This is a genomic window from Massilia sp. LXY-6 (genome assembly GCF_051233485.1).
Classification (GTDB): domain Bacteria; phylum Pseudomonadota; class Gammaproteobacteria; order Burkholderiales; family Burkholderiaceae_D; genus Telluria.
In genome coordinates, this window is record NZ_JBKFGF010000018.1 from 130495 (window position 1) to 152317 (window position 21823).

General features: G+C 67.4%; 20 protein-coding genes. 12 read left to right on the forward strand and 8 right to left on the reverse strand.

What is annotated here, in order from left to right:
• Window positions 1–267 precede the first annotated feature (267 nt).
• The 4 genes from ACI48D_RS09465 to ACI48D_RS09480 are packed head-to-tail and all read left to right on the forward strand — an operon-like array spanning window position 268 to window position 4300.
• The gene (locus ACI48D_RS09465) at window positions 268–546 is read left to right on the forward strand and encodes an exodeoxyribonuclease VII small subunit (protein ID WP_435570969.1); all 279 of its coding nucleotides are present in this window, start codon (window positions 268–270) and stop codon (window positions 544–546) included.
• Window positions 543–1451 (forward strand): polyprenyl synthetase family protein, encoded by a 909-nt coding sequence (locus ACI48D_RS09470; protein WP_435570970.1) that lies wholly within the window; start codon window positions 543–545, stop codon window positions 1449–1451. Before ACI48D_RS09465 ends, ACI48D_RS09470 begins: the two co-directional genes overlap by 4 nt.
• Entirely contained in the window at window positions 1452–3323 is a 1872-nt protein-coding gene (dxs, locus tag ACI48D_RS09475) for a 1-deoxy-D-xylulose-5-phosphate synthase (protein ID WP_435570971.1), read from the forward strand.
• 23 nt (window positions 3324–3346) lie between these two features.
• Complete coding sequence (locus ACI48D_RS09480; RefSeq protein ID WP_435570972.1) at window positions 3347–4300, forward strand: MYG1 family protein; 954 nt, start codon at window positions 3347–3349, stop codon at window positions 4298–4300.
• Here the strand turns inward: ACI48D_RS09480 and ACI48D_RS09485 are convergent.
• On the reverse strand, window positions 4297–5013 hold the full coding sequence (locus tag ACI48D_RS09485; RefSeq protein WP_435570973.1) for a 2OG-Fe(II) oxygenase: 717 nt from the start codon (window positions 5011–5013) through the stop codon (window positions 4297–4299). The two genes, ACI48D_RS09480 and ACI48D_RS09485, sit on opposite strands and share 4 nt — an antisense overlap.
• A 150-nt stretch (window positions 5014–5163) precedes the next feature.
• Here ACI48D_RS09485 and ACI48D_RS09490 point away from each other — a divergent pair, with 150 nt between their 5' ends.
• Complete coding sequence (locus tag ACI48D_RS09490) at window positions 5164–6366, forward strand: diguanylate cyclase domain-containing protein (protein WP_435570974.1); 1203 nt, start codon at window positions 5164–5166, stop codon at window positions 6364–6366.
• A gap of 23 nt (window positions 6367–6389) precedes the next feature.
• Here ACI48D_RS09490 and ACI48D_RS09495 read toward each other — a convergent pair whose 3' ends face one another.
• The gene (locus tag ACI48D_RS09495; protein WP_435570975.1) at window positions 6390–7556 is read right to left on the reverse strand and encodes a rhomboid family intramembrane serine protease; all 1167 of its coding nucleotides are present in this window, start codon (window positions 7554–7556) and stop codon (window positions 6390–6392) included.
• 15 nt (window positions 7557–7571) lie between these two features.
• Entirely contained in the window at window positions 7572–8126 is a 555-nt protein-coding gene (locus tag ACI48D_RS09500; protein WP_435570976.1) for a cob(I)yrinic acid a,c-diamide adenosyltransferase, read from the reverse strand.
• A gap of 74 nt (window positions 8127–8200) precedes the next feature.
• Between ACI48D_RS09500 and ACI48D_RS09505 the strand changes: the two genes are divergently transcribed.
• From ACI48D_RS09505 to ACI48D_RS09535, 7 genes are all read left to right on the forward strand, one after another.
• A complete protein-coding gene (locus ACI48D_RS09505) occupies window positions 8201–9682 on the forward strand; it encodes an FAD-linked oxidase C-terminal domain-containing protein (protein ID WP_435570977.1) in 1482 nt (493 codons plus the stop codon).
• A gap of 9 nt (window positions 9683–9691) precedes the next feature.
• The gene (gene glcE, locus ACI48D_RS09510; protein ID WP_435570978.1) at window positions 9692–10774 is read left to right on the forward strand and encodes a glycolate oxidase subunit GlcE; all 1083 of its coding nucleotides are present in this window, start codon (window positions 9692–9694) and stop codon (window positions 10772–10774) included.
• Between the two features lie 16 nt (window positions 10775–10790).
• A complete protein-coding gene (gene glcF / locus ACI48D_RS09515; protein WP_435570979.1) occupies window positions 10791–12029 on the forward strand; it encodes a glycolate oxidase subunit GlcF in 1239 nt (412 codons plus the stop codon).
• Window positions 12030–12034: 5 nt separating this feature from the next.
• Window positions 12035–12883, forward strand: a complete 849-nt coding sequence (locus ACI48D_RS09520; protein WP_435570980.1) for an NMCC_0638 family (lipo)protein — start codon at window positions 12035–12037, stop codon at window positions 12881–12883.
• Between the two features lie 75 nt (window positions 12884–12958).
• Window positions 12959–13273, forward strand: coding sequence for a hypothetical protein (locus tag ACI48D_RS09525; protein WP_435570981.1), 315 nt, complete (start codon window positions 12959–12961; stop codon window positions 13271–13273).
• Window positions 13274–13328: 55 nt separating this feature from the next.
• Entirely contained in the window at window positions 13329–14015 is a 687-nt protein-coding gene (locus tag ACI48D_RS09530) for a pentapeptide repeat-containing protein (protein WP_435570982.1), read from the forward strand.
• Window positions 14016–14069: 54 nt separating this feature from the next.
• Window positions 14070–16148, forward strand: coding sequence for a glycoside hydrolase family 97 protein (locus ACI48D_RS09535; RefSeq protein ID WP_435570983.1), 2079 nt, complete (start codon window positions 14070–14072; stop codon window positions 16146–16148).
• A 36-nt stretch (window positions 16149–16184) separates the two neighbouring features.
• Here ACI48D_RS09535 and hisC read toward each other — a convergent pair whose 3' ends face one another.
• The 5 genes from hisC to ACI48D_RS09560 form a co-directional block, all read right to left on the reverse strand.
• Window positions 16185–17246 (reverse strand): histidinol-phosphate transaminase, encoded by a 1062-nt coding sequence (gene hisC / locus ACI48D_RS09540; RefSeq protein WP_435570984.1) that lies wholly within the window; start codon window positions 17244–17246, stop codon window positions 16185–16187.
• Between the two features lie 70 nt (window positions 17247–17316).
• A complete protein-coding gene (locus ACI48D_RS09545) occupies window positions 17317–17796 on the reverse strand; it encodes a glutathione peroxidase (protein WP_435570985.1) in 480 nt (159 codons plus the stop codon).
• A gap of 105 nt (window positions 17797–17901) precedes the next feature.
• On the reverse strand, window positions 17902–19182 hold the full coding sequence (glcF, locus tag ACI48D_RS09550) for a glycolate oxidase subunit GlcF (protein ID WP_435570986.1): 1281 nt from the start codon (window positions 19180–19182) through the stop codon (window positions 17902–17904).
• A gap of 23 nt (window positions 19183–19205) precedes the next feature.
• Window positions 19206–20294, reverse strand: coding sequence for a glycolate oxidase subunit GlcE (glcE, locus tag ACI48D_RS09555; protein ID WP_435570987.1), 1089 nt, complete (start codon window positions 20292–20294; stop codon window positions 19206–19208).
• A 26-nt stretch (window positions 20295–20320) separates the two neighbouring features.
• Complete coding sequence (locus ACI48D_RS09560; protein ID WP_435570988.1) at window positions 20321–21811, reverse strand: FAD-linked oxidase C-terminal domain-containing protein; 1491 nt, start codon at window positions 21809–21811, stop codon at window positions 20321–20323.
• Between the last annotated feature and the right edge of the window lie 12 nt (window positions 21812–21823).

Sequence of the window (21823 nt, forward strand, 5' to 3'; positions counted from 1 at the left end):
GATTATAGCCTGTAAAGGCTCATCCGGGCTTGGTCCGGCGCGAGCTTGTGGTGCCCGTGTGCTTAAAAATTGCCTGTAGGGCATCGTTTTCATGAATCGGCGGGCAGAGTGGGATAAAATGTGTCTTTGCTTACAAGATGGCGGCGTCAGTCACACCGGCATGCAGGGGTAGGATTGTTTACAATAAGCGATTAGACTGTCGCGCCTTGCACAAGTGCCATCGCACATGTCGCCAGGAAAGCCGAGCCCCGAACCGAACAATTCATTATGCCAAATAAATCAAGCGCGGAGAGCGCCGTAGCCGCCGCACCTCTTGGAACGCCGGCCGCCGCGTCGTTCGAGCAGGCGATGGCCGAGCTGGCCCAGCTGGTCACGCAAATGGAAGGCGGACAATTGCCGCTGGAAGCATCGGTTGCCGCCTATGCGCGCGGCTCCGAACTGGTGCGCTATTGTGCGGCCCAGCTGGAAAAGGTGGAATCGCAGGTCAAGGTGCTCGAGGGCGACATGCTCAAGCCCTTTAGCGCCGATAGCGAGGACGACGAATGAGTGCGCAGCCCGATTTCCGCGCCTGGATGGAGCATGTGCAGGCCTGCACCGAAGCGGCGCTCGAGCGCTTCCTGCCCGCGCCCACGCTGGTGCCGGCCAGGCTGCATGAAGCGATGCGCTACACGGTGCTGGGCGGCGGCAAGCGCGTGCGCCCGCTGCTGGTCCATGCCGCCGGCTCCCTGTTCGGCGCCGCCGACGGGGAAGATGCGGATGCGGTGGCGCGCGCCGCCTGCGCGGTCGAGATGATCCACGCGTATTCGCTGGTGCACGACGACATGCCGTGCATGGACGACGACGCGCTCCGGCGCGGCAAGCCGACCGTGCACGTGGCCTACGACGAAGCGACCGCGCTGCTGGTCGGCGACGCGCTGCAGGCCCAGGCCTTCGAGGTGCTGGCAGGCGCCGCCGAGGTCGCCCCCGCGCGGCTGATACAGATGCTGCGCCTGCTGGCCGAAGCGGCCGGGTCGAGCGGCATGTGCGGTGGCCAGGCCATCGACCTCGACAGCGTCGGCCTGAGCCTCACGCTGGACGAGCTGGAGCGGATGCACCAGCTCAAGACCGGCGCCATGCTGCGCGTTTCGGTGCTGCTCGGCGCCCTCTGCGGGAAGGACCTGGCGCCGCAGGAGATGGACGCATTGAAAGAATATTCGCGCGCGATCGGCCTGGCCTTCCAGGTGGTGGACGACGTGCTGGACGCGACCGAGGATTCCGCCACCCTCGGCAAGACCGCGGGCAAGGACGCCGCGGCGAACAAACCGACTTACGTGTCGATTCTGGGGCTGGAGCCGTCCAAGGCGCTGGCCGAACAACTGCGGCGGCAGGCGCATGAGGCGCTGGCGCCGTTCGGAGAACAAGCACTGCGGCTGCGCGAACTGGCAGACCTGATCGTGCAGCGGAAGGCCTAAATGAAACTGTTAGAGACCATCAACGACCCGGCGGACCTGCGCAAGCTCCCGCGCACCCAGCTGATCCCGCTGGCCACCGAACTGCGCCAGTTCCTGCTCGACTCGGTATCCAAGACCGGCGGCCACCTGTCGTCCAACCTCGGCACCGTCGAGCTGACGATCGCACTGCACTACGTGTTCAATACGCCGGAAGACCGCATCGTGTGGGACGTCGGCCACCAGACCTATTCGCACAAGATCCTGACCGGGCGCCGCGACCGCATGCCGACGCTGCGCCAGCACAACGGCCTGTCCGGCTTCCCGAAGCGCGACGAGAGCGAGTACGACACCTTCGGCACCGCGCACTCGTCGACCTCGATCTCGGCGGCGCTGGGCATGGCGCAGGCGGCCAAGATCAAGGGCGAGAAGCGCAAGGCGATCGCCGTGATCGGAGACGGCTCGATGACCGCGGGCATGGCCTTCGAGGCCCTGAACAACGCCGGCGTGGAGGACGACGTCGACCTGCTGGTGGTCCTGAACGACAACGACATGTCGATCTCGCCGCCGGTGGGCGCGCTGAACCGCTACCTGGCGCGCCTGATGTCGGGCCAGTTCTACGCCGCCGCCAAGAACGTGGGAAAAAGCGTGCTGCCGGCCCCGATGCTGGAACTGGCGAAGAAGCTCGAAGAGCACGCGAAGGGCATGGTGGTCCCGGCCACGATGTTCGAGGAATTCGGCTTCAACTACATCGGCCCGATCGACGGCCACGACCTCGACTCGCTGATCCCGACCCTGGAAAACATCCGCAGGCTCAAGGGGCCGCAGTTCCTGCACGTGGTGACGAAGAAGGGGCAGGGCTACAAACTGGCCGAGGCCGAGCCGATCCTGTACCACGGCACCGGCAAGTTCAACCCCAGCGAGGGCATCAAGCCGGCCACCGCGCCGTCCAAGATCACCTACACCGAGGTGTTCGGCAACTGGCTGTGCGACATGGCGGCCGTCGACAAGCGCCTGATCGGCATCACGCCGGCGATGCGCGAAGGCTCGGGCATGGTGCGCTTCCACCAGCAGTATCCGGAGCGCTACTTCGACGTCGGTATCGCCGAGCAGCACTCGGTCACCTTCGCCGCCGGCATGGCGACCGAAGGCGTCAAGCCGGTGCTGGCGATCTACTCGACCTTCCTGCAGCGCGGCTACGACCAGCTGATCCACGACGTGGCGCTGCAGAACCTGGACGTGACCTTCGCCCTCGACCGCGCCGGCCTGGTCGGCGCCGACGGCGCCACCCACGCCGGCAACTACGACCTGGCCTACCTGCGCTGCATCCCGAACATGGTCGTGATGGCACCGTCCGACGAGAACGAATGCCGCCAGATGCTGACCACGGCCTACCACTACCCGGGCCCGGCGGCGGTGCGCTATCCGCGCGGCGCCGGGGTCGGCGCGAGCATCCAGTCCGAACTGAGCACGATGGAGATCGGCAAGGGCCTGGTGAAACGCCAGGGCAAGGGCGTCGCCATCCTGGCCTTCGGCTCGATGGTCGCTCCCAGCCTGAAGGCCGCCGAGGACCTGAACGCGACCGTGGCTGACATGCGCTTCGTGAAGCCGCTCGACGTCGAGCTGGTGAAGCGCCTGGCGAAGGACCACGACTACCTGGTGACGGTGGAAGAGGGCTGCACCATGGGCGGCGCCGGTTCCGCCGTGGCCGAGGCGCTGGCGGCGGAGGGCATCGTCAAGCCGCTGCTGATCCTGGGCCTGCCGGACCGCTTCATCGACCAGGGCGACCCGGGCGTGCTGCTGGCTTCCGTCGGCCTGGACGCGCACGGCATCGGCAAGTCGATCCGCGAGCGTTTCGGGATCGGCGAGCCGCGCCTGGTCGTGAATAACAACTAAGCAACAACTGAGCAAGGCCGACCATGCTGATCGTCACCCACGGCGGTAAATTCCATGCGGATGATGCCTGGGCCGTTGCCGTCATCACCGTGCTGCACCCCGAGGCGGAACTCGTGCGCACGCGCGACCAGGCCATCATCGATCGCGCCGATATCGTAATCGACGTCGGCGGCGTCTGGGACCCGGCCACGGGCCGCTTCGACCATCACCAGAAGGGCTTCAGCGGCGCGCGCCAGACCGGTGTGCCGTATGCCAGCGCCGGCCTGGTATGGCGCGAATACGGCGGCCCTTGCGTCGCCGCGCTGGCCGCCAAGTACACCGGGCAGCTGCTGGGCGACGACACCGCCCAGCAGATCGCCTACGCCATCGATGCCGACATCGTGCAATACCTCGACCTGTCGGACGTCGGCGCCGCCAAGAACGCGCCCGGCGGCTATGGCCTGTCGGCCGTGGTCTCCGGCTACAACCTGAACTGGATGGACGAGGAGCGGCTGGGTTACGGCGAGGCCGCCGACGTCTACCGCCTGAGCCAGTTCCGCCGCGCGATGGACTTCCTGACCGACGTGATGGCGAACGCCGTCAAGTACCGCGTCGGCGCCATGCTGGCGCTGCAGCAGGTGCGCCAGGCCGAGGTGCTGGAAGAGGGGCGTCTGTTATATCTGAAAAACAGCGCGTTGCCCTGGAGTTCGGTGGTGCGCAAGGAAATGCCCAAGGTGCTGTTCGTCATCAGCCACAACCTGGGCGAGCAGCGCTACATGCTGCACACGGTGCCGGCCACCGCCGACACCTTCGAGGCGCGCGCCGATCTGCCGGCATCCTGGGCCGGCCTGCGCGATGCCGAACTGGCCGCCGTCACCGGCGTGGCGGACGCCGGCTTCTGCCACAACGGCCGCTTCATCGCCGCCGCCAAGTCCTACGAGGGCATCCACGCGATGGCGCTGCAGGCCTTGCGCGAGGTCGAGCAGGGGCAGGCTTAAGCGGCGCGCTGCCCGAACAGTTCTTCCGCGCGCCGGTACAGGATCCACGAAGTCGACACGTATTTGTCGCCGCTGTGCGGCACATGGCCCTTGTGCGTGTGCGTGAAGCCGGCCGGGGCGATGATCAGGCGGCCCTGTTTCGCTTCCACCTTGCGGCCCTGGTACAGGAATTCCGTCTCGCCGCCATCGGTCGCATCGTTCAGGTAGAACTGGAACAGCAGCACCCGGTGCAGGGTCTCGCAGCTGGCGTTCTGCGGGTAGATCTCGGAATGCCAGTGATGGTAGCCGCCGCTGCCGCGCAGGTACTTCTGCAGGTTGATCGGGCCGCAGCGGTACATCGCCTGCACCAGCGCGTCGAGGTGAGGGCGGCCGCACTCGTCGAAGTTGTCGAGCGAGAGCGCGACCGGCTCGCCGGTGGACGGATGCGCGACCATCGGCGACAGCGCGCCCAGCACCAGTGCGCGGTAGCGGTCCACGTAGTGCGCCAGGTGGCGCCGCAGGGTCGACGCCATCAGCGCGGCGACGTCCTGCCACTCCGGATGCTGGGTGATGGTAAGGTCCCAGCTGTCCTTCTTGGCGACGTCCACGCCGGTGCCGGTACGCCCGCGCACGAGCTTGTCGCTGCTGTCGAAGCGCGCCAGGATGCGGGCGCACTGCTCGCCGGTAAGCGCGTTGTCGTAGATGCCGATGAAATCGTCTGTCATGATCGTCATGGAAATGTTTTCAGGAGCATACGCGAAATCGTGCGACGCCAGCCGCCCACGACGCGGCCGTGTGATTTCCGCTTTGCATTTTTAATGTTGTCTCGGAAACGTAACATTCCTATATGTTGAGATGGCTTGTCAGTTCGCCATGGGTTACGCTTGCGTATCCCTCATCCGGGCCTGCCCTTTCTCGTGTTCCGATCCATCCTTTCCTCCGCCACGTCCGAGCCGTTTTCCCCCGCGCTCGAAGCCGCCTACCAGGCCGACCTGGCCGGCGAAAAGATCCGCATGCTCCATATCGCATGCTTCCTTTGCGTGTTGCTGTATATGAGCTCGGCCTTCCTCGACGCCGGCGCCTTGCCGGGCCATGTGGCAGGCGCATGGATCGTACGCTCTACCGTCGTGCTGGCGACGATCATCGTCGCGGTGGCCATCCGCCTGCGGCCCGAGGCCTTCCTGCGCCATTACACGACCGGCATTTGCATGAATGCGCTCATCTGGACCGCCGGCGTCGAAGCCCTCATGATCCTGTCGGACCCGAAGGACCTGGCCTGGAGTAACTATTACGCCGGCCTGATCCTGGTGGCGATGGCCCTGTACACCTGGACCTACCTGCGCTGGCAGCATGCCGGTCTGACGGGCCTGGTCATCATCGGCGTCTACGTCACGGTCGCGCTGTTCGTACAAGGCATGGCGGACGGCAGGCATTGGCCGCTGCTGGCCCAGAACTGCTTTTTCCTGGTCAGCGCGAACGTGCTCGGGATGGCGTCGATGGCCATTCGCGAACGCTTCTCGCGCCAGGCCTTCCTGCTGAAGAACGCGCTGGCGCGCGACCTGAAGCTGGAGGAAGAAGCCAAGCGCCAGAGCCAGTACCGGTCCGAGCACGACGCCCTGACCGGGCTGCCCAACCGGGTGCTGTTCCTGCGCAGGCTGGACGAACTGCTGGCGGCGCGCCAGGGTGCCGCCACGGTGGCGGTGCTGTTCCTGGACCTGGACGGCTTCAAGCCGGTCAACGACTCCCATGGCCACGCCGCCGGCGACCATGTGCTGGCCGTAATCGCCGAGCGGCTGCGCGGCACCATCCGCGCGTCCGACCTGGCGGCGCGCCTGGGCGGCGACGAATTCGTGGTGGCGGTGCCGCTGGCCGACGCCAACGGCGAACTGGTCCTGCGCCGCTTGCGGGCTGCGCTGCGCGCGGCAATCGCCGAGCCGGTCGAGTTCAAGGGACATCAGCTGCGCGTGTCGGCCAGCATCGGTTCGGCGCTGTGTCCGCACGATGCGGGCAGCGCCGCGCAACTGGTCGACCTGGCCGACCAGGCGATGTACGAATCCAAGCGCCAGCGGAAACGCCTGGTGGGCTGAACGCGCGGACGCCCCGGGAGGCGTCAAGCCGCGCGCTGGCTCGGCACGTGCAGCGAACGCGCCAGCAGGTGGCCAGCCAGCCAGCCGGCGGCCAGGCCGCCGATGTGGGCCGCGTTGTCGGTGTGCGGATACAGGAAACCGGCGCCGATATTAAACAGCAGGAAGGGGCCGATCGAAGCGCGCAGGTCGCGCACCACGGTCGGCGGCACGCCGCTGTGCTCGCGGCCGATGAAGGCGAACAGGCCGCCGATGATGCCGAAGATCGCGCCCGAGGCGCCGACGCTGTTGACGGGGTGATGCGTCAGCAGGCCCCACAGCAGGCTGCCCAGGCTGCCGCCGATGCCGGCCAGCAGGTACAGCCCGGCAAAGCGCAGGCTGCCGAAGATGCGCTCGACCAGTTGGCCCGCCTGCCACAGCGCGAACATGTTCATTCCCAAGTGCAGCAGATTCCCGTGCAGGAAGGCCGATGTCACGAGGCGCCACCATTCGCCGGCGCCGAGCGTCCAGCGCGGCACGTTCGAGCCCCATGCCACCAGCTGATGCTGCAGCAGGGCAGGATGGATTTCCGGGCCGAAGCCCGTGAACGAGGCCGCCAGGAGGCGCCAGTTGCTGCTGTGCAGGACGTTCAGCACGCCCTGCATCCACAACTGCAGATGCCCCTGCAGCGCGGCGGCCGAGCCCCAGCCCGGGAGCGGCTTGAACCAGGGCGTGCCGAAACCCTGGCGCTCCAGCCACATCAGCAGGAAGATCGCGATGTTCGCCGCCAGCAGCGTCCGGATCACCGGCGTCGACGGGCTCCAGTAGTCGATACGGTCGTTGAACACTTCCCGTTCGGTATGTGCCTCCATTTCGAACCCGGGCGTGCAGCGCGTGGGGAGCGCGGCCGCGAGCGCCTTGGCGGCCTCGCGGCCGGCGGCGGAAAAGCCGACCTGCTGCATGTCCTGCACGCCGACGACGTCGAAAATCACGTCCTCGCCCGAGGTCCGCACGTTGACGATGTCGGCCTTGCGCAAGCGCTGCTGTTCCGTCTTCGGGAAGCGGAACGCGCGGTGGCTGCTGCCGCGCACGATGACGAAATCGGGCTCGACCGCCAGCTGCCCCGGGCCCTGGAAGCCGAAGGGATTCGACGGCCAGCTCGGGCCGCCCCGGTAGAAACGGACCTCGAAGGTCTCGACGCTACTCTCTTGCAACTGCAGCGCCATCCGTCAGCCGCGCTTGCGTTCGTGCTGCCACAACACGTCGCTGCCGCCGGCATGGCGGTTCAGCACGCGCGCCAGCACGAACATCAGGTCCGACAGGCGGTTCACATATTGACGCGGCTGGGCATTGATGGTGTCCGTTTTCGACAGCGCGACGATGCTGCGCTCGGCGCGCCGGCACACGGTGCGGCACACATGGGCGAGGGATGCCGCGCGCGAACCGGCCGGCAGGATGAATTCCTTCAGGATCGGCAGGTCGGCATTGTATTTCTCGAGCAGCCCGTCGAGGCGCGCGACATGCTCGTCCTTGATCATCTGGTAGCCAGGGATGCACAGCTCGCCGCCCAGGTCGAACAGGTCGTGCTGGATCGAGACCAGCTCTTCCCTCAGCTTGGCGGGCATGTCCTCGCACAGCAGCAGGCCGACGAAGGAGTTCAGCTCGTCGACCTCGCCCAGCGCAGCGATGCGCGCGCTGTCCTTGCCGGTGCGGCTGCCGTCGCCGAGTCCGGTGCTGCCGTCGTCGCCGGTGCGGGTTGCGATTTTCGAGAGTCGATTGCCCATGACTATGCCCTGCCTATAAAAAAAGATAGCGGGAGCATACGCCAAAAAAGTGCAATAGTGCTTACAATCGAATCATGATCCCCGCCATCACCGTCGATCCCGAGCGCCGCCGTGAAGTGGCCTCAGCCTTGCGGGCCGTGCTTCCCGCGCGTTGCGTCCTGCACGATCCGGAAGACACGCGCCCCTACGAATGCGACGGCCTGGCGGCCTACCGCCAGTTGCCGATGATCGTCACGCTCCCCGACAATGAGGAGCAGGTGCTGGCGATCCTGAAAGTCTGTCGGACACTCCAGGTGCCGATCGTGCCGCGCGGCGCCGGCACCGGCCTCTCGGGCGGCGCCCAGCCCCTCGCCGACGGCGTGGTGATCTCCACCGCGCGCCTGAACCGTATTGTGCGGGTCGAACCGTATGCGCGCGCCGCCGTGGTCCAGCCGGGCGTGCGCAACCTCGCGATCTCGGAAGCGGCGGCGCCGTTCGGCCTGTACTACGCGCCGGACCCGTCCTCGCAGATCGCCTGCACGATCGGCGGCAACGTCGCCGAGAACTCGGGCGGCGTGCACTGCCTCAAGTACGGCCTGACGGTCCACAACGTGCTGCGGGTGCGCGTCTGCACCATCGAGGGCGAGGTCATCGAGCTGGGCAGCGAGGCCCTGGACGCGCCCGGCCTGGACCTGCTGGCCGTCTTCATCGGCTCGGAAGGCATGCTCGGCATCGTCACCGAAGTCACCGTGAAACTGGTGCCGAAGCCGGCGCTGGCGCAGGTGATCATGGCCTCCTTCGACGACGTGGTTACGGGCGGCAACGCGGTGGCCAGCGTGATCGCGGCCGGCATCATTCCGGCCGGCCTGGAGATGATGGACCGCACCTCGGTGCGCATGGTCGAGCCCTTCGTGAAGGCCGGCTACGACCTCGACGCTGCCGCGATCCTGCTGTGCGAAGCGGACGGCACCGCGCTCGAGGTGGCCGAGGAAATCGAGCGCATGACGGAGGTGTTGCAGCAGGCCGGCGCCAGCGCCATCGCGGTGTCGCAGAACGAGGCCGAGCGCCTGCGCTTCTGGTCCGGCCGCAAGAACGCCTTCCCGGCGGCGGGCCGCATCTCGGCCGACTACTACTGCATGGATGGCACCATCCCGCGCAAGCAGCTGGCGCACGTGCTGGCGCGGATCGAGGAAATGCAGGACGTCTACGGCCTGCGCTGCGCGAACGTGTTCCACGCCGGCGACGGCAATATGCACCCCTTGATCATGTTCGACGCCAACAAGCCGGGCGAACTGCAGCGCGCGGAAGACTTCGGCGCCGCCATCCTGGCCCTGTGCGTCGAGGTGGGCGGCACCATCACCGGCGAGCACGGCGTCGGGGTCGAGAAGATCGATTCCATGTGCGTGCAGTTCGGGGCCAACGAGCTGGAAGCCTTCTTCACGGTCAAGCGGGCCTTCGACCCCGGCATGCTGCTGAACCCGAACAAGGCGGTGCCGACGCTCCAGCGCTGCGCCGAAATGGGCAGGATGCGGGTGAGCGGCGGCGCGCTGCCGTTCGCGGACCTGCCGCGTTTTTGAAAGTAAACCATGCAGCAGATCCTTGAACAATTCCAAGACCAGGTGCGCGCGGCCGCAAACGGCAAACGCGCGCTTCGCATCCGCGGTGGCGGCACCAAGGACTGGTACGGCCAGCGCCTCGAAGGAGAGATCCTCGACACCCGCGCGTATGCCGGCATCGTCGACTACGAGCCGACCGAACTGGTGATCACGGCGCGCTGCGGCACGCCGCTCGCCGAGATCGAGGCGCTGCTTTCCGAACGCAAGCAGATGCTGGCCTTCGAGCCGCCGCATTTCGCGCATGCCGGTGACGGCGGCGCGACCCTGGGCGGCACCATCGCCGCCGGCCTGTCCGGACCGCGCCGCGCCAACAGCGGCGCGCTGCGCGACTTCGTGCTCGGCGCCAAGCTCCTGGACGGCAAGGGCGAGGTGCTCAGCTTCGGCGGCCAGGTGATGAAGAACGTGGCGGGCTACGACGTCTCGCGCCTGCTGGCCGGATCGCTCGGCACCCTCGGCCTGCTGCTGGAAGTGTCGGTCAAGGTGCTGCCGCTGCCTTACCGCGAAGCCACGCTGCGCTTCGAGATGAACGAGGCCGATGCGCTTCGCAAGCTGAACGAATGGGCCGGCCAGCCGCTGCCGCTGTCGGGCAGCTGCTGGGTTGATGGCGTGCTGGCGCTGCGCCTGTCCGGCGCGCGGGCCGCGGTCGATGCCGCGATCCGCGCGCTGGGCGGTGCGCACGGCGGTCACATCATGCCCGATTGCGCGAGTTTCTGGGCCGATCTGCGCGAGCAGCGCCACGCCTTCTTCGCCGGCGACTTGCCCCTGTGGCGGCTGTCGGTGCCGTCCACCGTCGGCGCCATCGACCTTGGCGCTCCGCAGCTGATCGAGTGGGGCGGGGCGCAGCGCTGGCTGCGCGCGGACGGCGATGCCGCCACCGCGGAGCGCATCCGTGCGAAGGTAGCGGCCTGCGGCGGCCACGCGACCCTGTTCCGCGGCGGCGACAAGCGCGTCGGCGTGTTCCAGCCGCTGGCGCCGGCCATCGCAAGAATCCACGAACGCCTGAAGGCCGGGTTCGATCCGGCGAATATTTTCAACCCGGGCCGCATGTACTGAGCAAAGTGAACCGATCATGCAAACGAATCTCGCCGATTTCATCAAGGACACCCCGGAAGGCCGGGAGGCCGATGCCATCCTGCGCGCCTGCGTGCACTGCGGTTTCTGCACCGCCACCTGTCCCACCTACCAGGTACTGGGCGACGAGCTCGACAGTCCGCGCGGCCGCATCTACCTGATGAAGCAGGTGCTGGAAGGGGTAGAGCCGACCCGCAAGACCCAGCTGCACCTGGACCGCTGCCTCACCTGCCTCAACTGCGAAACCACCTGTCCGTCCGGCGTGCGGTACGGCCGCCTGGTCGACATCGGCCGCCGCGTGGTCGAGGAACGCGTCAAGCGTCCGCTGGACGACCGCGTCAAGCGCACCATGCTGAAAGAGTTCCTGCCGCGCGGCGAGCTGTTCAAGCCGGCCTTCAAGGCGGGGCAGCTGGTGCGCCCGTTGCTGCCGTACAGCCTGCGCGACAAGCTGCAGCCGGCGCGCCGTGCCGGGCCCTGGCCGCAGCGCGAGCATGCTCGCAAGATGCTGGCGCTGGCGGGCTGCGTGCAGCCGGCGATGGCGCCCGACATCAACGCCGCCACCGCGCGCGTGCTGGACATGCTTGGCATCCAGCTGATCGAAGCGCCGAAGGCCGGCTGCTGCGGCGCGGTGCGCTTCCACATGAACGACCAGGAGGCCGGCCTGCAGGACATGCGCCACAACATCGACGCCTGGTGGCCCTACGTGGAAAGCGGCCAGGTCGAGGCGCTGGTGATGACGGCGTCCGGCTGCGGCTTCACCGTCAAGGAATACGGCCACCTGCTGGCCCATGATCAGGCCTATGCGGCCAAGGCCGAGCGCATCAGCAAGATGACGCGCGACCTGTCCGAAATCCTGCCGGAATTCGAAGGCGAGATCGGCGCGCGCATGGCCGGCCGCATCAAGGAACGGGTCGCCTTCCACCCGCCGTGCACCTTGCAGCATGGTCAGAAGATCCGCGGCAAGGTCGAGGGCGTGCTGCGCGCCGCCGGCATCGACGTGGTGCTGCCTGCGGAAAGCCACCTGTGCTGCGGCTCGGCCGGCACCTATTCCGTGCTGCACCCGGAGATCGCGCACGAACTGCGCGACCGCAAGCTGGCCAACCTGGAAGCGACCGGGGCCAAAGAGATCGTGTCCGCCAACATCGGCTGCATCTCCCACCTGCAGTCGGGGACGGCGACCCCGGTCACGCACTGGATCGAACTGGTCGACCGCGCCCTCGCCGGGGCGGCCCGATGAGGGGCGTGGCAGCGTCGCTGCTGGCGCTGGCTTTCGCGTGCGGCCTGCCCGGCATCGCCGCCGCGGCGGAAGAGCAGGCCCACAAGCAGGCCCACAAGCAGGCCCACAAGCAGGCCCACAAAGCCCCGCAAAAACAGGTAGGCAAGCAGTCGTCCAAGCAGGCGAAGCAGCCGGCGAAAAAGCCGGCGCAAAAGGCCGCTCAGCAAAAGGCTGCTCAGCAAAAGGCCGCTCAGCAGAAGCCCGCTCAGCAGCCGGCCGTGGCCGCCGTGCCCGCGGACGAGCATGCCGACGGCTTCCTCAACCTGTATGTGGAACTGTGCGTGCGCCACTTCGGCGACCTGGAAGAGTTCCATGCGCGCCTGCTGCACGACAAGGTGCCCAAGCTGCCGGCGGAAGATGCCCAGCTGTTCCTGTCCGGGATGGAGGGCGACGCCTGGCCGGTGCCGTACAAGGGCGACATGGAAAACTACGTGCTGGCCCTGCCGGCCGGGAAGAACCTGTGCCTGCTGCACGCGCGCCGCGCGAACGCCGCCGCGGTCGAGAAGGGCTTCCTCGACATCGTCGCCGACGCGCCTTCTCCGATGGTGGCGCGGCGCGGCCCCAACCGGGAAGAACTCACCGAGGCGAAGATCAGGACGCGCACCGTGTCCACCACCTGGGCGCCGCCGGACGCGCGCCGCAAGATGGAGTTCATGCTGACCACCACGGCTTCCAGCAAGGCCGAGCTGCAGGTGCTGGGTTCGGTGGCGATGGTGGCCGGCGGCGAACAACAGGCCCCTACCAGTATGCCCACCAAGGCGAAGACGACGGCGCCCGCGCGCCAGACCCAGGCGCGTCCGCACGCCAGCCCCTGAGCGCGGCGGCGTCCGGCGCAAAACCGCGTGCCATGATAGGATCGGCGCCCCCATATTTGCGAGGCGGAGGTGCCCATGAGTTTCGTGTTTCGGCTGATTTCCCAGGACGAGGATGCGGCGCCGTCGGTCGCGTTCCAGGATTCGATCGGCCCCGGCTACGTCTCGCTGTGGGAAGAAGTCGGGGTCTACGATGCGCTCTACAACAGCGACGGACGCGAGGCGCGCGACGTGTCGCGGGCGATCGCCTACGGCATCGACCGGCTGTCGGACGACGAATCGCTGGGCCGCCTGCTGCCGGCCACGGCGCGCCTTGGCGAGGCGATCCGCTTCCTGGAAAACGTGCACCGCGGCTGCACCATCCACCCGTCGGCGCGGGTCGAAACGCGCTAGAGCGCTCCTTCAAACGGGGCTGTATTTTGGCTCGTGGCCGGGTATGCTGTCGGCCATGTCACAACCCACGATTACCCTCACCGGCGAAACCATCGGCCGCGGCCGCATCGAACGGCTGCTCGCGGAACAAGCGCTGCTGGCGTTCGAAGACTGCGATTTCCAGCAGGCCGACCTGTCGCGCCTGAACCTGCAGGATTGCAGCTTTTCCAACTGCGCCGTCGCCGAAGCCTCGTTCTACGCGGCCAACCTGGCCCGTACCCGCTGGCGACGCTGCCGCGGCGGCCACGCCGACTTCGAGGCCAGCGACCTGGTCGACGCGCGCTTCGAATCCTGTGACCTGAACAACGCCAGCTGGCGCCGCGCCAAGCTGGCATCCTGCAGCTACCGCGGCTGCAAGCTGACCGGCGCCAGCTTCGAGGAAGCCGGGCAGCTCGGCCTGTCCTTCGAGAACTGCCTGCTGATCGGCGCCGACCTGCGCCGCATGTCCTTCCGCAAGGCCACGCTGAAGGTGCTGGATTTTTCGGACGCCGACCTGGCGGGTTGCGACTTCCGCGACGTCGTGTTCGAAAGCGGCAGCCTGCGCGACGCCCACATCAAGGACACCCGCTTCGATCACGCCGATCTGCGCGAGGCCGACCTCGGCGGCTTGAAGCTGTCGAACGCCAAACAGTTCGCGGGCGCGACGATCTCGCCGCGCCAGGCGGCGGAACTGGTACGGGCGCTTGGCCTGAACGTAGCCTGAGCTTCGGGCTCATCCGCTGTAGTAAAATTACATCTCTTTATGGAGGTGTCAGCGATGCGCGTTCGTCCCCGTTTCAAGCCGAGTTTCCGTTTGTTCGCCGCGGGCCTGGTGGCGGCAGTCTCCCTGGCCGGCCAAGCCGCATGGGCGCAGGCCGTGGTGGCCAGCGCGTCCTCTCCCGGAGACGTGCTCAGCGTGGAAGTGCAGATCGATGGCGCCGGCAAGCTGGGCTACGACATCAAGCGCCGCGGCAAGGAGATCATCGGCCTATCGCGCCTGGGTTTCAACCTGGCCAACGCGGCCAAGCTGGACGGCGGCTTCAGCCTGCGCGCAAAGAAGCTCAGCGAGCATGACGACACCTGGGAGCAGCCCTGGGGCGAGCGCCGCTTCGTGCGCAACCATTACCGCGAACTGCGGGTCGACGTCGAGCAGAAGGGTGGGCAAATGAGCCGTGCCGGCCGCGCCTTGACCATCGTCTTCCGGATCTACGACGACGGTGTCGGCTTCCGCTACGAATTCCCGGCCCAGCCGCAGCTACCTGATGTCGCCATCCTCGACGAGCTGACCGAATTCGCGGTCGCCCAGCCGGCCACTGCCTGGTGGATCCCGGCCGGTGAGCTGCCCGGCCTGGAAGAGCTGATCCAGAAAGCGCCACTGGCGGAAATCGGCACCGCCAACACCCCGCTGACCCTGCGCCTGGAGGACGGTACCCACGTCGCCCTGCACGAGGCGGCGCTGGTCGATTACGCCTCGATGTGGGTGCGCAAGGTCGAAGGCCAGAAGCTGCGCGCGCAACTGGCGCCGTCGAGCATCGGCCCGGCCGTGGTGCGCCACGGCGCCTTCACGACCCCATGGCGCACGCTGCGCATCGCCGACGACGCGGCGGGGCTGTACATGTCCGACCTCGAACTCAACCTGAACGAGCCGAACAGGCTGGGCGACGTGTCGTGGGTGCACCCGTCGAAATTCGTCGGCGTCTGGTGGAGCATGCACCTGCAGCACACCAGCTGGAATGCCGGGCCGAAGCACGGCGCCAACACGGCCAACGTGAAGCAGTACATCGACTTCGCCGCCCAGAACGGCTTCCGCGGCGTGTTGGTCGAAGGCTGGAACCAGGGCTGGGAAAGCGACTGGGGCCATGGTGGCGCCGACTTCAGCTTCACCAAGCCGTATCCGGACTTCGACCTGCCGGTGCTGGCGGCGTATGCGAAGGAGAAGGGCGTGCGCCTGATCGGTCACCACGAGACCGGCGCCAAGCTGCCGGCCTACGAACAGCAGATGGATGCGGCCTACAAGCTGTATGCGAAGCTGGGCGTGGACAGCGTCAAGTCCGGCTACGTGCACGAAGCCGGCAGCATGCAGTTCGCGGGACCGGACGGCAAAATCCACTACGGCCACTACGATTCGCAGGAGGGCGTACGCCATTTCGTGAAAGCGGTGAAGGAAGCGGCGCGCTACAAGATCGCCGTCGACACCCACGAGCCGATCAAGGACACCGGCCTGCGCCGCACCTACCCGAACTGGATCTCGCGCGAAGGTGCGCGCGGCGTCGAATATAACGCCTGGGGCAATCCGGTGAACCCGGTCGACCACGAAGCCAAGCTGGTGTTCACGCGCATGCTGAGCGGGCCGATGGACTATACCCCGGGCATCGTCAGCCTGCTGGGCGCGGACGGCAAGGTGTTCAACTCGACCCAGGCCAAGCAGCTCGCCAACTTCGTCGTCATCTACTCGCCGGTCGTGATGGCGGCCGACCTGCCGGAGAACTACGCCAAGTACCCGGCCGCCTTCAAATTCATCCGCGAGGTGCCGACCGACTGGGCCGAGACCCGCGTGGTGAATGGTGCGGTCGGCGAGTATGTCAGCATCGCGCGCAAGGACCGCAAGTCGGATGACTGGTACGTCGGCGCGGTGACGGACGGGCAGGCGCGCACCCTGCGTTTCCCGCTGTCCTTCCTCGACCAGGACAAGACCTATGTGGCCGAGATCTACCGCGATGGCGATGCGGCCGATTACCGCAACCAGCGCCGCTTCGATCTCGTCACCGAAACGCGCACGGTGACGGCGAAGGACGTGCTGCAGCTGAAGCTGGCGCCGGGTGGCGGACAGGCGATCAGGCTGTCGCCGCAGCGCTGAGGGCAAGCCTGCGGCGGCAAGCGAAGCCGCGGGAAGCTATCGTTCGAGGAGGTCCGCCAGCGCGGTGTCGAGCTGGGCGCATTCCTCGTCGGTGCCGATGCTGATGCGCAGGTAGTTGTCGATACCGCTGGTCTTGAAGTGGCGCACCAGGATGGCGCGTTCGCGCAAGGCCTGGGCCAGCTCGCCTGCACGGTGGGCAGGATGGCGCGCGAACAGGAAGTTGGCGGCCGAAGGCAGTACCTCGAAACCGAGCGCACGCAGGCGCTCGGCAAGGCGCTCGCGCGTCGCGATGACCTGCGCGCGCCTTGCCTGGAAATAGTCCTCGTCTTCCAGTGCAGCGACGGCGCCGGCGACTTCGAGGCGCCCCAGCGGGTAGGAATTGAAACTGTCCTTGACCCGCTCCAGGCCTTCGATCAGGTGCGGCTGGCCGAACGCGCAGCCGACGCGCAGTCCGGCCAGCGCACGCGATTTGGAGAAAGTCTGGACCACCAGCAAGTTCGAATAGCGACGAATCAGCGGGATGGCGGATTCTGCGCCGAAGTCGACATACGCCTCATCGACCAGCACGACACGATCCGGCTGCGCGCGCAGGATCCGCTCCACCTCGTCGAGCGACAGCGCAATGCCTGTCGGTGCGTTCGGATTTGCGATCACCACGCCGCCGCAAGGGACGCCATACTGGCCAGGATCGATGCGCATGGCCTCGTCGAGGGGTAGCAGGGCGGCTTCGATTCCGTAAAGGCGGCAGTACACCTGGTAGAAGCTGTAGCTTACCGTCGGCATCAGTAGCGGCTTGTCCTGCATGAAGAATGCGTGAAACGCGTGGGCAAGCACTTCGTCGGAGCCGTTGCCGACAAATACCTCGCCTGGTGCGACGCCATGATAAGACGAGAGCGCCCGCTTCAGCTCGGCCGATTGCGGGTCCGGGTACAGGCGCAGCCGGTCGCCGGTTTCGGCATTGATGGCGGCGAGGACCCTTGGCGAGGGGGGATACGGGTTTTCGTTGGTGTTCAGCTTGACCAGGCGCTCGATGCCAGGCTGTTCTCCCGGAATATAAGGCGTCAGATTGCTGACGTGGCGGCTCCAGAATTTGTTCATGGTCTAGCAGGCTGATCGATTATGCGGAACCGCTAACTATAGCAGAGCTGCCGGCCGGGCTGGAGAATCGCTATCCCAGCAGTTTCTCGACGTCGCCCGCAATCTCCTCCGGCTTGGTCTGCGGCGCATAGCGCTTGACCACCTTGCCGTCGCGCCCGATCAGGAACTTGGTGAAGTTCCACTTGATCGCTTCAAGGCCGAGCACGCCCGGCGCTTCGCCCTTCAGGTGCTTCCACAGCGGATGCGCATGGTCGCCATTGACGTCGACCTTGGCGAACATCGGGAAGCTCACGCCGTAGTTCTTTTCACAGAAGTCGCCGATCTCGGCTTCCGTGCCCGGCTCCTGGCTGCCGAACTGGTTGCAGGGGAAGCCCAGCACTTCCAGGCCGCGCCCGTGCAGCTCGCGGTACACGGCTTCGAGTCCCTGGTACTGCGGGGTGAAGCCGCATTTGCTGGCGGTGTTGACGATGAGGAGGACCTTGCCGCGGTACCGGGCGAGGTCGACTGGCTTGCCGTCCAGGGAGGTGGCCTGGAAATCGAAGACGTTCACGGAAGACTCCTGCATTCAGGGTTGAACAAGATGCATGAGTGTAAGGCAAAGCGCTGCGGCGCGCTGGGCGCCGCAGCGGTATCGCGCAGATGTCGATGAGCGCGCTCAGGCAGCCTGCCGGGCGGCGGCGGCCGCAGTCGCCGTTGCCGGCCGCGCCAGCGCTTCCTCGATGAACTCGATCCAGTGGCGTACCGGCAGCGCGGTGCCGCCCTGCAGGTGGCTGATGCAGCCGATGTTGCTTGATGCGACTTCCTGGGCGCCGGTGGCTTCCAGGTTGGCCACCTTGCGCTCGCGCAGCTGGGCCGACAGTTCCGGCTGCAGCACGGAATAGGTACCGGCCGAGCCGCAGCACAGGTGGCTGTCCTTGCACAGCTGGACGTCGACGCCCGCCAGCGCCAGCAGGCGTTCGGCATGGCCGCGGATCTTCTGCCCGTGCTGCAGCGTGCACGGCGGATGGTAGGCGACGCGCGGTCCTTCGCGGCCCGCGAGGCGGGCGGCCAGTTGCGCTTCGAAGCGCGCCAGCACTTCGGACAGGTCGAGGGTCAGCGCGGAGATACGTTCGGCCTTTGCCGCGTAGGCCGGATCGTGCGCCAGCAGGTGGCCGTAGTCCTTGACCATCACGCCGCAGCCGGAGGCCGTCATCACGATCGCCTCGACCGGCGCGCCATTCTTCCCTTCGACGTAAGGCCACCAGGCGTCGATGTTGCGGCGCACGTCGTCGAGCGCGGCCTCCTGTTCGTCGAGGTGGTGGCGCAGGGCGCCGCAGCAGCCGGCCTTGGGCGCCACCACCAGCTGCACGCCGAGCGTATCGAGCACGCGCGCCGTGGCCGCATTGATGTTGGGCGCCATCGCCGGCTGTACGCAGCCGTCGAGCACCAGCATGCGGCGCGCGTGCACCGTCGTCGGCCACTCCGTGCGGGCGGCGCGCGGCGCGACTTTCTGGCGCAGGGCGGCAGGCAGCAGCGGACGCAGCGCCTGGCCGGCCCGCATGGCCGGCGAAAAGATCCAGCGCCGCGGCAGCAGCTCGGCCAGCGCTTGCCGTGCGACGCGCTGGCGCAGCGGACGCGCCACCTGGCGGTCGACCACCTTGCGGCCGATGTCGAGCAGGCGCGCGTACTGCACGCCCGACGGACAGGTGCTTTCGCAGTTGCGGCAGGTCAGGCAGCGGTCCAGGTGCTGCTGCGTCTTGGCGGTCGCCGGCTCGCCTTCGAGCACCTGCTTGATCAGGTAGATGCGTCCGCGCGGGCCATCGAGCTCGTCGCCCAGCAGCTGGTAGGTCGGGCAGGTTGCCGTGCAAAAGCCGCAGTGCACGCAGTTGCGCAGGATGGCCTCGGCCTGGTCGCCGTCGGTGCTGCCCTTGATGAAGTCAGCCAGATTGGTTTGCATAATTTAAAAATTCGCAGGGATCGTCAAAACTCGTTGTACATGCGCGCGGGGTTGAAGATCCCCGCGGGATCGAAGGTGTCCTTGAGGCGCCGGTGGATGCTTGCCAGGGCCGGCTGCAGGGGCGAGAACACGCCGAGGCGCTTGTCGCCGCCGCGGAACAGGGTCGCGTGGCCGCCGTGCTCGATGGCGGTCTTGCGGATCGTCGCGGCATCGACATCGGCAGTGGAATCGCCGAGCAGCCAGCGCTGGCCGCCACCCCATTCGATCAGCTGGCGTCCCGGCAAGGGCAGCGCCGGGGCGGTCGACGGCAGCGCGAGGCGCCACAGGCCGGCGTGATGGGCGCCGATGAAGAAGTCGGCTTGCTGCTCGCGCAGATCGAGCCAGAAGCGGTCGGCATCCTCCATGATCTCTCCACCATGTGCGCCGCCGAGTTCGCGTGCGGCGGCGTCGACCGCCGCGCCGGCACCCGACAGGCGCAGCGCCAGCCTGCCGCCCTGCCAGCTGCTTCCCGAGATCGGCAAGGCGCGGCCGCCCCAGGCGTTGAGCTTGTCGAGTGCTTCCTGCTGGCCGATCTCGAACACCAGCGTGGCCTCGCGCACCGGGCGTGGCAGGACTTTCAGCGACACGCTGGCCAGCAGCCCGAGCGTGCCGAGCGAACCTGCCAGCAGGCGCGAGACGTCGTAGCCGGCGACGTTCTTCATGACCTTGCCGCCGAAGTGGAGCAGCTCGCCGCGCCCATCCACCAGGTCGGCGCCGAGCACGAAGTCGCGCAGCGCGCCGGCGCCCTGGCGCCGCGGCCCGGACAGGCCGCTGGCGACCATCCCGCCGACCGTGGCGCCGGGACCGAAGTGGGGCGGTTCGAAGGCGAGCATCTGGTTCTGCTCGGCCAGCACCTGTTCGAGCTCGGCCAACGGCGTGCCGCAGCGCGCCGTGACCACCAGTTCGGACGGCTCGTAGTCGATGATGCCGCGGTAGGCGCGCGTATCGAGGACCTCACCGGTGACCGCCTGTCCATACCAGTCCTTGCTGCCGCCCCCGCGCAGGCGCAGCGGCGTGCGCGCGGCATGCGCGGCGGCGATGCGCTCGCGGAATTCCTGAAGTACCTGTTCCATCGTGTTGTCGATCCTAAAAAAGCGTCTCAGAAGCGCGGCAGGTGCGCGAACCGGGTGAGGCCGCCGGTGACATGCATTTTTCCGAATTCGGCGCAGCGGTTCAGCGTCGGAATCGCCTTGTCCGGGTTGAGCAGGCGGTGCGGGTCGAACGCGCGCTTGACGGCATGAAAGGCTTCCAGCTCGGCGCTCGAGAACTGCACGCACATCGAGTTGATCTTCTCGATGCCGACGCCGTGCTCGCCGGTGATGGTGCCGCCGACCTCGACGCACAGCGCCAGGATGTCGGCGCCGAAGGCTTCGGCGCGTTCGAATTCGCCGGGCTGGTTGGCGTCGAACAGGATCAAGGGGTGCATGTTGCCGTCGCCGGCGTGGAACACGTTCGCGCAGCGCAGGCCGTAGGTGGTTTCCATCTTCTCGATGCTGGTCAGCACGTGGGCAAGCTGCTTGCGCGGGATGGTGCCGTCCATGCAGTAGTAGTCCGGCGAGATCCGGCCGGCGGCCGGGAAAGCGTTCTTGCGGCCGGACCAGAAGCGCAGGCGCTCGGCCTCGTTCTGCGATACCGTGATCGCGCTCGCGCCGGCTGCCTGCAGCACCTCGGCCATGCGTTCGATCTCCTCGGCCACCTCGAGTTCGGTGCCGTCCGCCTCGCACAGCAGGATCGCCGCCGCCTCGGTGTCGTAGCCGGCCTTCACGAAGGGCTCGACCATGCGCGAGGAGGTGCGGTCCATCATCTCCAGGCCGGCCGGAATGATGCCGGCCGCGATCACGCTGGCCACTGCGTTGCCGCCCGTGACCACGTCGTCGAAGGAGGCCATGATCACCCGCGCGGCGGCCGGCTTGGGCACCAGCTTGACCGTGACTTCGGTGACCACGCCCAGCATGCCTTCCGAGCCGATGAACACGGCCAGCAGGTCGAGGCCGGGCGCGTCCGGCGCCTCGCTGCCCAGCTCGACGACATCGCCGTCGATCGTCACGACGCGCACCCGCAGCACGTTGTGCACCGTGAGGCCGTACTTGAGGCAGTGCACCCCGCCCGAGTTCTCGGCGACGTTGCCGCCGATGCTGCAGGCGATCTGCGAGGACGGATCGGGCGCGTAGTACAGCCCGAGTGGCGCGGCGGTCTCCGAGATGGCGAGGTTGCGGACCCCCGGCTGGACCACCGCCGTGCGCGACGCCAGATCCATGCGCAGGATCTTGTTCAGCTTCGCGGTGGACAGCACCACGCCGTCGGCGATCGGCATGGCGCCGCCCGACAGGCCGGTACCGGCCCCGCGCGGCACGATCGGCACCTGCAGCGCGCGGCACACGGCCAGCACGTCGATGACCTGCTGCTCGGTCTCGGGCAGGGCCACGACCATCGGCAGCTGGCGGTAGGCCGACAGGCCGTCGCACTCGTAGGGCCGGGTGTCTTCCGGCTCGGCCAGCAGGCAGCGGTCCGGCAGCACCGGACGCAAGGCCTGCACCACCTGCCGGCGGCGTGCCAGCAGGGTTTCCGGATCGGGGGACATCTTCATCATTACCTCTTGAAA